12 protein-coding genes and 1 pseudogene are annotated in these 14,262 nt (G+C 71.0%); 4 read left to right on the top strand and 9 right to left on the bottom strand.

Annotated elements, in window-relative coordinates; all coding sequences use genetic code 11:
• Positions 1-10: 10 nt before the first annotated feature.
• Positions 11-874, top strand: a complete 864-nt coding sequence (locus tag ACT3UN_RS10100; RefSeq protein WP_301442113.1) for a shikimate dehydrogenase — start codon at positions 11-13, stop codon at positions 872-874.
• Between the two features lie 16 nt (positions 875-890).
• Here ACT3UN_RS10100 and ACT3UN_RS10095 read toward each other — a convergent pair whose 3' ends face one another.
• The 8 genes and pseudogenes from ACT3UN_RS10095 to ACT3UN_RS10060 form a co-directional block, all read right to left on the bottom strand.
• The gene (locus ACT3UN_RS10095; protein WP_444656977.1) at positions 891-3,374 is read right to left on the bottom strand and encodes a LuxR C-terminal-related transcriptional regulator; all 2,484 of its coding nucleotides are present in this window, start codon (positions 3,372-3,374) and stop codon (positions 891-893) included.
• A 40-nt stretch (positions 3,375-3,414) separates the two neighbouring features.
• Positions 3,415-3,687, bottom strand: coding sequence for a hypothetical protein (locus ACT3UN_RS10090; protein WP_301442115.1), 273 nt, complete (start codon positions 3,685-3,687; stop codon positions 3,415-3,417).
• Between the two features lie 44 nt (positions 3,688-3,731).
• Positions 3,732-4,727, bottom strand: coding sequence for a Fic/DOC family protein (locus tag ACT3UN_RS10085; protein ID WP_444656976.1), 996 nt, complete (start codon positions 4,725-4,727; stop codon positions 3,732-3,734).
• A 10-nt stretch (positions 4,728-4,737) separates the two neighbouring features.
• Positions 4,738-6,433 (bottom strand): annotated as a pseudogene (locus ACT3UN_RS10080) (FAD-dependent oxidoreductase).
• Positions 6,430-7,233, bottom strand: a complete 804-nt coding sequence (locus tag ACT3UN_RS10075) for a sugar phosphate isomerase/epimerase family protein (protein WP_441578871.1) — start codon at positions 7,231-7,233, stop codon at positions 6,430-6,432. Before ACT3UN_RS10075 ends, ACT3UN_RS10080 begins: the two are co-directional and overlap by 4 nt.
• 5 nt (positions 7,234-7,238) lie before the next feature.
• Complete coding sequence (gene pcaD / locus ACT3UN_RS10070) at positions 7,239-8,036, bottom strand: 3-oxoadipate enol-lactonase (protein ID WP_441578872.1); 798 nt, start codon at positions 8,034-8,036, stop codon at positions 7,239-7,241.
• A 5-nt stretch (positions 8,037-8,041) separates the two neighbouring features.
• A complete protein-coding gene (locus ACT3UN_RS10065) occupies positions 8,042-9,310 on the bottom strand; it encodes an acetyl-CoA C-acetyltransferase (RefSeq protein WP_441578873.1) in 1,269 nt (422 codons plus the stop codon).
• A 37-nt stretch (positions 9,311-9,347) separates the two neighbouring features.
• Positions 9,348-10,142, bottom strand: a complete 795-nt coding sequence (locus ACT3UN_RS10060; protein WP_441578874.1) for an IclR family transcriptional regulator domain-containing protein — start codon at positions 10,140-10,142, stop codon at positions 9,348-9,350.
• Positions 10,143-10,215: 73 nt separating this feature from the next.
• Between ACT3UN_RS10060 and ACT3UN_RS10055 the strand changes: the two genes are divergently transcribed.
• Both ACT3UN_RS10055 and ACT3UN_RS10050 read left to right on the top strand, forming a co-directional pair.
• Positions 10,216-11,001, top strand: coding sequence for a CoA transferase subunit A (locus ACT3UN_RS10055; RefSeq protein WP_301443977.1), 786 nt, complete (start codon positions 10,216-10,218; stop codon positions 10,999-11,001).
• Between the two features lie 5 nt (positions 11,002-11,006).
• Positions 11,007-11,642 carry a 3-oxoacid CoA-transferase subunit B gene (locus tag ACT3UN_RS10050; protein WP_301443976.1) on the top strand — a complete coding sequence of 212 codons (636 nt, stop codon included), beginning with the start codon at positions 11,007-11,009 and terminating at the stop codon, positions 11,640-11,642.
• Positions 11,643-11,668: 26 nt separating this feature from the next.
• Here ACT3UN_RS10050 and purU read toward each other — a convergent pair whose 3' ends face one another.
• The gene (purU, locus tag ACT3UN_RS10045; protein WP_444657032.1) at positions 11,669-12,580 is read right to left on the bottom strand and encodes a formyltetrahydrofolate deformylase; all 912 of its coding nucleotides are present in this window, start codon (positions 12,578-12,580) and stop codon (positions 11,669-11,671) included.
• Between the two features lie 212 nt (positions 12,581-12,792).
• Here purU and clpX point away from each other — a divergent pair, with 212 nt between their 5' ends.
• A complete protein-coding gene (clpX, locus tag ACT3UN_RS10040; protein WP_441578886.1) occupies positions 12,793-14,070 on the top strand; it encodes an ATP-dependent Clp protease ATP-binding subunit ClpX in 1,278 nt (425 codons plus the stop codon).
• The last annotated feature ends 192 nt before the right edge of the window (positions 14,071-14,262 follow it).

The raw sequence follows: 14,262 nt of genomic DNA, 5'->3' as shown, positions 1-14,262 counted from the left end.
GATATCCACCATGAGCACCACCCCCGCCCGTAGTTTCCTGTTCGGCCTGATCGGCTCGGACCTGTCGCTGTCGCGCACCCCGCCGCTGCACGAGGCCGAGGGCCTGGCCCAGGGCCACCCCACGGTGTACCGCCGCCTCGACGTGCTCACCGACCGCCTGGAGTCGCGTCCGCTGGAGCAGCTGCTGTCCAGCGCGATCGACATGGGCTTCGACGGCCTGAACATCACCCACCCGTTCAAGCGTGAGGCCCTGGACCTCCTCGACGACGTCGACCCGGTCGCCGCCCGCCTGGGTTCGGTGAACACCGTCGCCATCCGCGACGGGCGCACCACCGGGCACAACACCGACGTCACCGGCTACGCCCGGGGCCTGTCCGAACAGCTGCCGGACGTGGCCAAGCGTGCCGTGGTGCAGGTCGGCGCAGGGGGAGTGGGCAACGCCATCGCCTTCGCCCTGGCCGAGGCCGGGGTGCAGGAGCTGCAGATTCGCGACGTCGACGCCGAACGTGCCGCCGAGCTCGCCGACAAGCTCAACACCGCCACCGGGACGTCCGTGGCCACCGGCGGTGGCCCCGACGGCGTGGAGGACGCCGTCGCCGCGGCGGACGGGGTGGTCAACGCCACGCCGTTGGGGATGCTCAGCCACCCCGGGACGTCCTTCGACACGTCCTGCCTGACCCCGGGGCACTGGGTCAGCGACGTGGTGTACATGCCGGTGTCCACCCAGCTGCTGCAGGAGGCGGCGGCCGCGGGCTGCCGCACCCTCGACGGCACGCACATGGCCGTCTACCAGGCGGTCGACGCCTTCGAGCACTTCACCGGGCTGGCCGCCGACGCCGACCGGATGCGCGCCACCTTCCACTCGCTGGGGTAGGGCGGCTTAGCGCCGCTCATCGACGCTGCAGCGCCCCGGAGAGCTCCCGGCGCCCGGCGACCCCGAGCTTGCGGTAGGCGCGGGTGAGGTGGTGCTCGACCGTCTTCGCCGACAGGGTCAGCTCCCGGGCGATGTCGCGGTTGGTGGAGCCGTCGGCGGCCATCACCGCGATCTGCTCCTCCTGGGTGGAGAGCAGCGGGGTCGTCTCCTCGGAGGCGTCGGACGCTACGACGTCTGTGCTGCTTCCGCTGATCCCCGCCGCGCGGCGTTCGCGCCGGCAGCGTTCCACCATCGCCGCCGCGCCCATGGAGGCGAAGACCTCCTCGGCGCGGGAGAAGACCTCGTCGGCACGTCGACGCCGACCGAGGCGGCGCAGCACCAGGCCGTACTCCAGCAGGATGCGCGAGTGGTAGGCGCGCATCGGGGTGTCGGCGATGATGTCCACGGCCTCGTCGAAGCAGCGCAGCCCGGCCTCGACCTCGCCGCGGCGCAGCAGGATGCTGCCGCGCGGCACGCGCAGCTTCGCCGCCAGTGACGGCAGTGGGGTCGTCCCGCGGGCGGCGGCCCGGTGCTCTGCGCGTTGTTCGGCCTCGGTGACCACCGCGTCTGCGGCGCGGATGCGTCCGGCGCGCACGAGGCACTGCGCGTAGACGTCCTCCCACGGCCAGAAACCGGGCTGCTGGGTGTCGGTCTCCGTGCCGATGCGCGCCAGCGACTCGCCCATGCGCAGCGCGGCGACGAGGTCGCTGCTGTTGGCGGTGGTGATCATGCGGCTCATCGCCGCCGGCAGGCGTTGGATGAGGAAGGAGTCCGGGTCGTCCGGCAGACGCGCGGTGTAGCGTCCGGCGCCGAGGGAGTCGCCCTGGAAGGCGGCGACCTGGGTGCCCGTCCACAGCAGCACCGGTTCCAGCAGGACGCTGCCGTGGGCCTCACCGGTGGCCAGGCCGCGGTCGACGACGCGGCGGGCGGCGTCGAAGTCGCCGAGGACGTAGTGGGTGCGCGCCAGCCATGCGTCGCGCCAGACGGCAGGCAACGGGACGGACGGTTCGGAGCCGGGTGTGGTGTTCGTGTCGTGCGTGGTGAGCAGGTCGCGGGCGGTCAGCGGGTCGTCGTCGACGAGGGCGAGCCAGCCGTCGACCAGGGGGTGCAGGGGGCCGGCGTGCGTGTCGCCGGTGATGCGCCGGGTGATGCCGGTGAGCAGGTCGTCGCCGGCGGTGGTGGCGTGCCCGAGCATGGCGCCCGGGTTCCAGTCGGCCAGGGCGAGCACGGCGCGTTGGCGCGCAGCGTCGGGACCGCCTGTGCCGTCGAGCGCGCCGTGGGCGCGGCGCCGGTCGCCGTCGTGCATCGCCAGCGTCGAGCGGCAGGACGCCGCGGTGTCGCCGGCGCGTGACCACAACCGTGCCGCATCGAGGTTCCCCGCCCTCGTCAGTGCCATGGCGGTGGCGGCGGGATCCACATGCACGCTGCGCAGGGCGGTGGCCTCGCCGGCCCAGTCCTGGTTCCGGTGGTGCTGTTCGGCGGCCTCCCGCAGCAGGTCCCGGGTGTGCCCGACGTCCTGTGTGTCTCCGGCGGCCAGTGCGGCGTGCAACCGGTGGTGCAGCCGGCGGTCGGTGTCGGTGCAGGCCTCGGCGGCCCGCCGGTGCAGCTGCGCCAGGGTCGCCGGCGGTGTGCGATCGAGGACGGCCGCGCGGTGACGAGGGTCGCGGAACTGCACGTGCGTCCCTGCGGTATCGCACTGCACGGTGCGCAGGACGGTGCGGAATACGTCCTGCCCGGCGGCGTCGAGGGATGCGCCCATGGCGACGATCAGTGCGACGGGGACAGGGGAGGCGTCCGGTGCACCGCTGACGACGACGGCCTGAAGGAGGTCGGTGAGCCCAGGGGAGTCCTGGTCGAGGGCCTGGTCGAGGGCCCGGTCGAGGACACGGTCGAGGGAGGCGGCCCAGGTGTCCGGGACGCAGGGGAACACCCCGAGCAACTCGGCGAGCAGGTCGATACGTCCTCCGGTCATCGCGTGCATCTGCTCGACCGTGTGTGGTGCGGGCATGCGTCCGGTCGTGGTCTCGCAGTACGTGGCGACCTCGGCGACGGAGAGGGGAGGCAGGATCACGTCGATGTCGGCGGTGAAGTCGGTGGCAGTGGCGGTTCCCACCACCATCAGGCGGGCCGGGCGGTCACGTCGTTGGGTCTCGGCGACGAGCCGGCGCACGGTGGACGCCGCGGCGCGGTCCAGGTCCTCGACGAGCAGGAGGGTGTCGGCCGTGGCGTCGATCGCGTGCTGGTCGAGCGTGGCCTGATCGAGTTCGCCGCCGTCGGGCAGCAGCCGCTGCTGCACGGTCCGCCACCCCGGGGACCCGGTGGCCAGTTGACGCAGCAGCCCGGCGCCACCGGCGCAGCGGTCGTGAACACGGACGAGGAGTCCGCCGTGGGCGGGCACGCTCTGCTGCAGCGACAGGATCTCCCTGACCTGTGTGTGGTGGAGGCGGTCGGTGGTGGTCACGCCGGTCAGTGTAGTTGGGCGAGTCTCGCCGCCGCGCCGCTCACTCCCCGCCCGGGGATCCGAGCCCGCCGATGCGGTCGAACTCGGCGCGCATCATCCGGCAGCGGGTCAGCAGGTCCTCCCGGTCGGTGTCGACGGCTGCCGCGACATACGTGCGGAGAGCCTGGCGCCGGGATTCCCACCACTGCCGCTCAGCCTCGGTGGCCGCCGCGTCGTACCGGTTGGAGTACGCGACGCCCAGGCTCGCAGATACGGACTTCATCACGTCGTACTCGGCGAAGTAGATGTGCCCCTTCGTGGGTTCCGACAGCATGGTGACCTCCCGTGGTTCGCCGCGGGCCTATCACGGCGAAAACGTCACGACCGGGGAGAACGAGGCCGGGCGATACGCCGGTAGACCTCCTCCATGGGGCCGGTGTCCATACGTAGTCCCTGGGCGTCCCCGAACGTCGCCGCGGACGCGGCGATCCAGGACTCCCGGTCCACCGCGGAGAAGTCCAGCACCACACCGTGGCGTGCGGCCAGGTCGGTCATGAACAACCGTCCCGTGCGGCCGTTGCCCTCCCGGGCGGGATGGGCGAAGTTCAGGTCGGTGTGCACCTCGGCGAGTCCGTCCACGGTCTGCGCGAAACCGGCACCGTCCCAGTCGACGCGGCGAATCAGCCCGTCGACCTGACGCAGGTACATGCCCATGCTCGCGTGGTCGCCGAAACTCTGCCCGCCCTTGGTCATGTTCACGTCCCGGAAGGTGCCGGCGAAGTCGTAGATCCCGCCGAAGAGCTCCGCGTGGATCCACGCGAGCTTCTCGCTGGTGGTCTCCCCGTGCAGCTCACCTTCGACCGCCAGGTCGGCGAGGTCCGCGCCGAGGCGTGAGGTCATCCGGTGCTCGGCGACGGACAGTGGCTGCGCCGCGCGGATCCCCAGGCGGTTACGCAGGACGCCGGTGCCGGGGTAGAAGTACCGCCGCCACGCGGCCGCCGGGTTGGCGGCGGGCGACTGCGGCAGCTGTTGCGTCCGCTGAGTCTGCTGCGTCTTCTGAGTCCGGGTATCCCGGCTCTCCCCGTCGGACGGCGCGAGCTCGGCGACCATCGCCTCGATCTCGCGTGCGCCCATCCGGGACGGTTCCGGACGCCGCACGTCGGCGGCCAGCGCGCCCATCTCCTCGTCGGTGGGTTCCCACCCCTCCAACACACTGGAGTGCGCCGCCTGCACCACCCGCCGGGCGACTCTGTCGTCCCCGCCCTCCATCCCGGCGAACACCGACGGGAACGCCGCACGGTACCCGTCGAGCCCCCTCAAGGTGGCGAACTCGACTTGTTCTCGAGACGGTCCCTCTCCCGGTCCCTGCACCATGCCGCGCAGCCTACACCCCGGCCAGCTCCCGACCGGCCACGTAGCCGAAGGTCAGCGCCGGCCCCAGGTTGATGCCACCGGCCGGGTAGAACCCGCCCATGATGGACGCCCGGTCGTTGCCCGCCGTGTAGAGGCCCGGGATCGCCGCACCGTCCTCACCCAGCACCCGGGCCCTGCCGTCGGCACTGACGCCGGCGAAGGTGCCGAAGCTGCCCGGAAGCACCTTCACCGCGTAGAACGGTCCCTTCTCCACCGGAGCCAGCGACGGGTTCGGCCCCACCGCCGGATCCCCGCCGTAACGGTTGAACTCCGTGGCGCCGCGGTGGAACTCCGTGTCCTCGCCGCGCCGGGCGTCGTCGTTGAACCGGGCGACGGTGGCCTCCAAGCCGTCCGGGTCGATGCCGCACTTCTCCGCCACTTCCCGCAGCGTGCGCCCCTTGACCAGGTAACCGTTGCGCACGTAGGGCAGCAGCGGCACGGGGAAGGGCTTGGCCATACCCATCGGGTACCGGCGTACGGAACGTGGAGTCCGCGACCTGCCAGGAACACACCGGCTCACCGGCCGGGGCGGCGTCCAGCATCGCCGTCACGTAGTCGTGGTAGCCGTCGGCCTCGTTGACGAAGCGCCTGCCGGTCGACACCACGCCGATCGACCCCGGCTTCGCCCGGTCCATGATGTGCGGGAACGTACCCACCTTCCCGTTGAGGTACGGCACCTGCGACACCGGGCACCACGCCGCCGGGGCGGCCAGGTCCGTGCAGGACGCCGCGCCGACCGAAAGCGCCAGGCGCAGCCCGTCGCCGCTGGCCTCCTCCGGTGCCAACGTGTGGTGCTCCCGCCCGGTGGGCGTGCGCGGGAAGAGGTCACTGCGCAGCTCCACGTCCGCCGGGAACCCGCCGGTGGCCAGCACCACACCGCAGGACGCCGCCAGCTCGGCCGTGCCGTCCGGCCCCTGCACGCGCACGCCGGTGACGCGCCCGGCGCCGTCGGTCAGCAGCTCGTGGGCCGTCGTCCCGGTGAGCATCGTGACGCCCAGGTCATCGGCGGAGGCGGCCAACCGGCCGACGAGGGCGGCGCCGTTGACCATCTGCATGTTGCGCCGGTGCACCACCATGTCCCAGGCGTGCACCAGTACGCGGCGCGCGGCGTGGAACCAGCCGCTCACGTCCCCGCGCGAGGCCGACAGGAACTTCCTCAGGTCCGGCCCGGCCATGATGCCCATGCCCAGAAACGACGTCTCGTAGAGCTGGTGGCGCAGCTTCGCGCGCACCTCGGGGCGGATTCGCCGGGCGTTGAACGGTGCGGGCCCCACCGAGCGGTGCCCGGTGCCGGCACCCGGCAGGTCACCGTAGATGTCCTTGATCGCCGAGCCCGGGGTGAACTGCAACCGGGTGTTGTCGTGGAAGAAGTCCACCATGTCCGGGGCGGCGTCCAGGAAGGCGTCGATGTTCTCGGCGACATCGCCTCGGTAGCGCTCGCCGAGCACGGCGCGCAGGTAGGTGCGGAACTCTTCTGCGTCCTCGTGCACCCCGTCGCGCCGGGCGAAGCTGCTGCCGGGCGTCCAGGCCCAGCCGCCGGACCAGGTGGTGGCCCCGCCGAGCACGTCGGCCTTCTCCACCACGGTCACCTTCAGTCCGTGGTGGGCGGCGGTGACGGCGGCGGACAGCCCGCCGGCCCCGGAACCGACGATGATCACGTCTGTCATGTGTCGAGCATCCTTCTGGTCGTGTCGTGCAGATGGTGGATCCAGCCGGGCGCGCCGCGGCGCGCCAGCTCGGTGAGGTGGGGGACCTCCACGCTGACCGGGAGGTCGTCCGGCAGGACGGCCAGGTGGCGCGCCAGGTCCTGCTCGCCGTCGCCGGGGGCCAGACGGGCGGCCCGGGCCTCCTCAGTCAGCCCGGCGGTGTCGGTGGGGGCGGCTGCCGGGCAGTCGCACAGCTGCACCATGTCGACCAGGTCGCCGACCTGTGCCAGCTCCTCAGGCTCGGTGCCGACGCGTGCCAGGTGCAGCATGTCGGGCAGCACGCGTGCCCCGGCGGCGCGCGCGATGCGTCCGGCCTCGGTCAGTGAGCGCACCGCGCGGTAGGAGATCGGCTCGAGGGCGGGCACCACGCCGTAGGACGCGGCGTCCTGCGTCAGCCGCCCCAGCGTGTCGGTCAACCGCGCGCGGTCCTCGTCCCCGGCGGCGACGGTGAAGCGGGTCGCGCCGAGGGCCCGGGCGGCCTCCAGGGCGGGGAGCCAGTCGTCGGGGCCGGTGGTGGCGTCCAGGCGCAGGAACTCGGCGTCGAGGACGTACAACCCGGTGGCGTCCAGCGCCTCCATCGTCCGGGCCAGCAGGGGCGAGCCGGGGGACAGGTCGTGGTGCGGTTCCTCGGGTGTGACGGCGAGTACGCGCAGGCCCACGAAGTCGAAGCCGGCCGCGGCGGCGAGACGCACGAGCCGGTCGGGTGCGACGTCCAGAGCCGACAACGGGGCCAGACCCACCGGGCGCGCGGCGTCCCCCATGCCGGTCAGCCCGCCAGGAAGCCGGTGACCAGGCCGTTGACGGTCTGCGGCTGCTCGAGGTTCGGCAGGTGTGCCGCCGGGGAGAGCACCACGTAGGACGCCCCGTCGATGCGGTCGGCGATGACCTTCACCGTCTCCGGGGCGGTGGACGGGTCGTGTTCGCCGGCGATGACCAGCGTGGGCACGGTGATCTCCGACAGCCGGTCGGTGAAGTCCCACCCGGACAGGGCCCCGCAGCACGCCGCGTAACCCTCGTCGTCGGTGTCGGCGACCATGTCACGGTAGTGGTCCGTGGTCGCCGGGTTGGCCGCGCGGAACTCCGGGGAGAACCAGCGGGTGATCACCGTGTCAGCCAGCGCCCGCACACCCTGCCCGCGGGCGGTCTCTGCGCGCTCGACCCAGCCGGAGGGCTCGCCGAACTTCGCCGCGGTGCAGATGAACACGGCCTTGTCGACCCGCCCGCTGGTGGCGGCGAGGTACTGCGCCACCGCGCCGCCGAGCGACAGCCCGACCAGGGTGAAGCTCTCCACACCCAGGCCGTCGAGGGTGTGCAGCACGTCGGCGGCGAGGTCCTCCACGCCCGGTGCCGGGGCGTCCTGCGGGGTCAGGGGGGAGCGGCCGTGGCCGCGGTGGTCCAGGGCGATCACGCGGCGGTCGTGGCCGAGTGCGTCGAGCTGCGGCAGCCACATCTCGGTGGTCGAACCGAGGGAGCCGAGCAGTACGACGGTACCGGTCGCTGCGTTCCTGGCGGCCGCGTCGTCCGGCCCGTAGTCGACGGCGTGCAGGGTGAGTGGTGTGTTCACGGTCGTTATCCTTCGCTCTCGAGGACGGCGGCGAGCCCCTGGCCGCCGCCGATGCACATCGTGGCCAGGCCACGCAGGGGCGTGTCCCCAGTCTGCCTGCGACGAAGCTCGTGGCACAGGGTCACCAGCATCCGCGCGCCGGTCGCACCGACCGGGTGGCCCAGCGAGATGCCCGAACCGTGCGGGTTGAGCCGAGGATCGTCGGCGTCGACACCCCACTGCCGCAGCACCGACAGGGCCTGGGAGGCGAAGGCCTCGTTGAGCTCGATCACGTCGAGGTCGTCCAGTGTCAGCCCCAGGCGCTCGAGCACCCGGGCGGTGGCGGGCACCGGCCCGATGCCCATGGTCTCCGGGGCGACACCGGCGACGGCCCAGCCGGCCAGCCGGGCGAGCGGCTGCAGGCCCAGCTCCTCGGCGCGGGCGCGGGTGGTGACGATCATCGCCGCCGCCCCGTCGTTCTGGCCCGAGGCGTTGCCGGCGGTGACGGTGGCCTCGTCGTCCTGGCGTCCCATCACCGGACGCAGCCCGGCGAGCTTCTCCTCGGTGGTGCCCGGGCGCGGGTGCTCGTCGGTGTCGACGACGGTGTCCGGGTCGCGACGGCGCCTGCCCGGGACGGTGACCGGGACGATCTCCTCGGCGAAGGTGCCGTCCTGCACGGCGGCGACGGCACGGGCGTGGGACTCGGTGGCCAGCGCGTCCTGCGCCTGGCGGGTGATGCCGTACTCGCGACGCAGGTTCTCGGCGGTCTCGATCATGCCGCCGGGGATCGGGTGGTCGCGTCCGCCGGCGGACGCCCGGCCCTCGGCGAGACGGTCGTGCAGCACCAGGTCACCGCCCTTGACACCCCAGCGGATCGAACCGTCCACCGAGTAGCCCGTGCGGCTCATCGACTCGGCACCACCGGCGATGACCAGCTCGGCGGCACCGGTGGCGACGTGGGCGGCGGCGGTGACCACGGCCTGCAGGCCGGAGCCGCAGCGCCGGTCGAGCTGCATGCCGGGGACGGACTCACCGAGGCCGGCGTCCAACGCGACGACGCGCCCCAACGCCGGTGCGGCACTGTCCGGCGAGGCCTGGCCGAGGATGAGGTCGTCGATGTGCTCGGGCGACAGGCCGGTGCGCTCGACGATGGCGGCGACGACGGTGGACGCCAGGTCCTGGACGGGCACGTCCGTGAAGGCACCGCCGTAGGCGCCGACCGGGGTACGCAGCGGGGAGCACAGGACGACATCGGTGGGGTCGGCGGGGTCGGTGGGCTCGGGGTTGTTTGTCATTGGTTTCCTCCGTGGTGGTTCAAGGGTGTCAGGGATCTCAGGGGTGCTGCGCGGCGAGGTCGTCGCTGATGGTGGCGGCGGTGGCGACGAGCTCCGGGATGATGCGGGAGTGCAGGTCGTCGAGGTCGTGGACCTCGGTGCGGGTCGACACGTTGACCGCGGCGACGGTCCGTCCGTCCGGCGTACGTACCGGGGCGGCGACGGACCGCAGGCCGACCTCCAGCTCCTGGTCGACGAGGGCGAAACCCTGTTCGCGCACGCTCTGCAGTTCGGCGCGCAGCTGGTCCGGGGAGGTGCAGGTGCGCGGGGTGGGGGCGGGGAGGTCGCCGGCGTCGAGGATCGCGTCGAGCTCGTGGGCGGGCAGGTCGGCCAGCAGGACCCGTCCCATCGAGGTCGCCGTGGCGGGGAAGCGGGTGCCGATGGTGATCGACACCGCCATGATCCGGCGTACCGGCACGCGGCTGACGTAGACCACGTCGGAGCCCTCGAGCACCGACATGGAACTGGACTCACCGATGCGCCGGGAGAGGTCCTCCAGGCGGGGCTGGGCGATGTCCGGCAGCGACAGCGAGGACAGGTAGCTGTGCCCGAGTTCCAGGACCCGGGAGGTCAGGCGGAACTCCGTGCCGTCGGTGCTGGCGTAGTCCATGGAGACCAGGGTGTGCAGGAAACGGCGGGCGGTGGCGCGGGCCAGGCCCGTACGCTCGGCGACCTGGGCCAGGGTGAGGGTGGGGTGGTCGCCGTCGAAGCAGCGGATCACCGCCAGTCCGCGGACGAAGGACTGGACCTGGCCGCCGTCCTGTTTCTCGGTCGTGTGCTGTGTCTGTGTCACCGAACTTCTCCCGTCATCCGTTCATTTAGCGAACAATTGTCCATTGCGCGAACACCAGTGTACAGTTTTCCATATGCTTGACAAAACATTCACCACAGCAGACGAGGCGGTGGCCGACCTCACCGACGGAAGCTCCCTCGCCGTCGGCGGATTCGGCCTGGTCGGCATCCCTTCCGTGCTGATCGAGGCCGTGCGCAACCTGGGCGTCGGCGACCTCACGATCATCTCCAACAACTGCGGCACCGACGGCTTCGGCCTCGGCACGTTGCTGGAGGATCGTCGGGTCGCCCGCACGGTGGGCTCCTACATCGGCTCCAACCGGATCTACGCCCAGCAGTACCTCAACGGCGACCTGTCGGTGGAGTTCACCCCGCAGGGCACCCTCGCCGAGCGTATGCGTGCCGGCGGCGCCGGTGTGCCGGCGTTCTACACCAAGGCCGGCGTGGGCACCGAGCTGGCGACCGGCGGACTGCCGGTGCGCTACAACCCGGACGGCAGCGTCGCGGAGTTCTCCGAGCCGAAGGAGACCCGCACCTTCGACGGTGAGGACTACATCCTGGAGACCGCCATCCACGCCGACGTCGCCCTGGTCCACGCCCACAAGGCCGACCGCAAGGGCAACCTGGTGTTCCGCGAGACCGCCCAGAACTTCAACCCCGAGGCCGCCAAGTGCGCCCGCGTGGCCATCGCCCAGGTCGAGCACCTCGTCGACGAACTGGACCCCGGCGAGGTCCACCTGCCCGGCATCTACGTGGACCGCGTGGTGCACGTCGGCCCGCAGGAGACCGGCATCGAGAACCGCACGACCCGACCCGACGAGACGACCAACGAGACGACCGACGACAAGACGGAGGCCTAGAGAGCATGGTCTGGAATCGTGAACAGATGGCCGCACGCGTGGCCCGTGAACTCGCCGACGGCCAGTACGTGAACCTCGGCATCGGCATGCCGACGCTGGTCCCCGGCTTCCTGCCGGAGGGCATCGACGTGATCCTGCACTCCGAGAACGGGGTGCTGGGCGTGGGGCCGTACCCCACCGACGACGAGGTCGACGCCGAGCTGATCAACGCCGGCAAGGAGACCATCACCGTGAACCCCGGGGCGAGCTTCTTCAGCTCCTCGGAGTCCTTCGGCATGATCCGCTCGCGCTCGGTGGACGTCGCCGTGCTCGGCGCGATGGAGATCTCGCGCTACGGCGACCTGGCCAACTGGATGGTGCCGGGCAAGCTCGTGCGCGGCATGGGCGGGGCGATGGACCTGGTCCACGGGGCGCAGAAGATCATCGTGATGACCGACCACGTGACCAAGACGGGCACGCCGAAGATCGTGGAGCAGTGCTCCCTGCCGCTGACCGGGGCGAAGTGCGTGGACCTGATCGTGTCCTCCCACGCGGTCTTCGAGGTCGACGCCGAGGCGGGCCTGACCCTGGTGGAGTGCGCCGACGGTGTGAGCGTGGAGGAACTGCGCGAGATCACCGCCGCACCGTTCGCCGTGCGGTGACCTGGCGTCCTGCGCGGGGGAGGGGACTAGAACACGATCGTGGTGTTCCCGTTCCGGATCACCTTGTCCTGGGCGTGCCAGAGCACGGCGCGGGACAGGACGGAGCGCTCGACCTCCGCGCCCAGCCGCTTCAGGTCGGCGACGTTGTCCCGGTGGTTGACGCGCACCACGTCCTGCTCGATGATCGGGCCCTCGTCCAGGTTCTCGGTCACGTAGTGGGCCGTGGCGCCGACGAGCTTCACCCCGCGCTCTTTGGCTTTGCGGTAGGGGGCCGCGCCGATGAACGCCGGCAGGAAGGAGTGGTGGATGTTGATCACCGGCACACCGACCTGCTCCAGGAAGTCACTGGAGATGATCTGCATGTAGCGGGCCAGGACGATGAAGTCCACGTTGCCCTTCAGCAGACGCAGGATCTCCGCCTCGGACTCTGACTTGTCCGGCCCCGCCTGCGAGGGGACGTGGAAGAACGGTACCCCGAAGGATCGGACGTCCTCGACGGTATCGGTGTGGTTGGAGATCACCATGGGGATGGAGACCGGCAGGTCCCCGCGGCGCTGGCGCCACAGCAGGTCCAGCAGGCAGTGGTCGTCCTTGGACGCCAGGATCGCCATGCGCTTGGGCTGAGAGCGGTCGGACAGCGACCACGCCATGTCGTAGGGCTCGAGGGTCTCCGTCAGGTCGGCCCTGATGTCGTCCATGGCGGTGACGAGGTTCTGACGGTGGAAGACGATGCGCTGGAAGAACCCGCCGTCCTCCGGGTCGGAGGAGTGCTGGTCCAGCGAGATGATATTGCCCTTGTTCCGGGTTATCAGTGCGGCGATCACGGAGACCAGGCCGGGCTGGTCGGGTCCGTGGACCACCAGACAGGCGTGGTCGGTCAGGGAGGTGATGGACGGGGACAAAGGGATCTTCCTGGTCGCTGGGGGCGGGCTGGGTATAACTGGGTTGGGCTGGCCGCCCGGTGGCGGCAGTCGCTTCGGTGGCAGTCTACCCCCACGGTCCCACGGCTCCTCTACACCCCGACGCGCCCGCTGTCGACGACACTGTGCCGGAACGTCCGCCACCGCTGCGGGCGCGGGGGTATGATGGGCCGGACGCGTTACCAACGGATCACCAAGTTTCACAGGAGAGTTCGTCTCACATGCCATCGATGCAGGAAAGCGCCGAACTGCTCAAGTGTTCGTTCTGCGGAAAGAGCCAGAAGCAGGTCCGCAAACTCATCGCAGGGTCAGGTGTGTACATCTGCGACGAGTGCATTGAGCTCTGCAACGAGATCATCGAGGAGGAGCTCGCCGCCGGCGTGACACCCGCCGGGGAGGACGCCGACCTGCCGCACCCCGCGGCGATCACCACGTTCCTCGACGAGTACGTCATCGGGCAGGACGAGGCCAAGCGCACCCTCGCCGTCGCGGTCTACAACCACTACAAGCGTATCCGCGCCGAGACGGCCAACGCCGGTGCACGCCGCAGCGACGACGCCGTGGAACTGACCAAGTCCAACATCCTCATGCTCGGGCCCACCGGCTCGGGCAAGACCTACCTGGCCCAGTCGCTGGCCCGCATGCTGGACGTGCCCTTCGCCATCGCCGACGCCACCAGCCTCACCGAGGCCGGCTACGTCGGTGAGGACGTCGAGAACATCCTGCTCAAGCTGCTGCAGTCGGCGGACTTCGACGTGTCCAAGGCACAGCAGGGCATCATCTACGTCGACGAGGTCGACAAGATCTCGCGTAAGTCCGAGAGCCCCTCGATCACCCGCGACGTCTCCGGCGAGGGTGTGCAGCAGGCGCTGCTGAAGATCCTGGAGGGCACGGTCGCCAACGTGCCGCCGCAGGGCGGGCGCAAGCACCCCAACCAGGAGCTCATCCAGTTCGACACGAAGAACGTGCTGTTCATCGTCTCGGGCGCGTTCGCCGGCCTGGAGAAGGTCGTCGCCGAGCGTCGTGGACGCAAGGGCGTGGGCTTCGGTTCCGAGATCCGCGGCAAGTCCGACGAGGACCCGGATCCGTTCCGCTTCGTGGAGCCGGAGGACATGGTCAAGTTCGGCCTGATCCCCGAGCTGATCGGCCGCCTGCCGGTGATCACCCACGTCGGCCACCTCGACGAGGACGCCCTGGTGCGCATCCTCACCGAGCCGAAGAACTCCCTGGTGCGCCAGTACCAGCGCCTCTTCGAGATGGACGGGGTGCAGCTCACCTTCGAGGACGACGCCCTGCGCGAGATCGCGAAGAAGGCGCTGGAGCGCGAGACCGGTGCCCGTGGCCTGCGCTCGATCGTGGAGCACCTGCTGCTGCCGATGATGTACGCCATCCCGGACGACCCGGACACCGGTGAGGTGATCATCTCCGGCGGGTGCGTGACCGGCGAGGCCGAGCCCGAGCTGCTCACCCACGAGGAGGTCGCCGAGCGCGACCGCCGCAGCGCCTGACCGGGGCGCCGCGGTCTGCAGTGCGGGACCGGCGTTCTATAACCCCGCGCGGTTGGTGGTCATCGGGGTGTCGACCACCAATAGCGCGGGGTTCCGGGTTGTTCGGGGGTCCGGGATCCCGGCGATGTCAGCTGAGCCATGCCCCAGGCAAGATTTTCGGTGTTTCCTGGCCTGGGGCATGACACAGATGAC

The organism is Corynebacterium sp. AOP12-C2-36, from assembly GCF_052379185.1.
GTDB lineage: Bacteria > Actinomycetota > Actinomycetes > Mycobacteriales > Mycobacteriaceae > Corynebacterium.
Note: the sequence above shows the minus strand (reverse complement) of the source record. Positions and strands in the feature narration are given on the sequence as shown.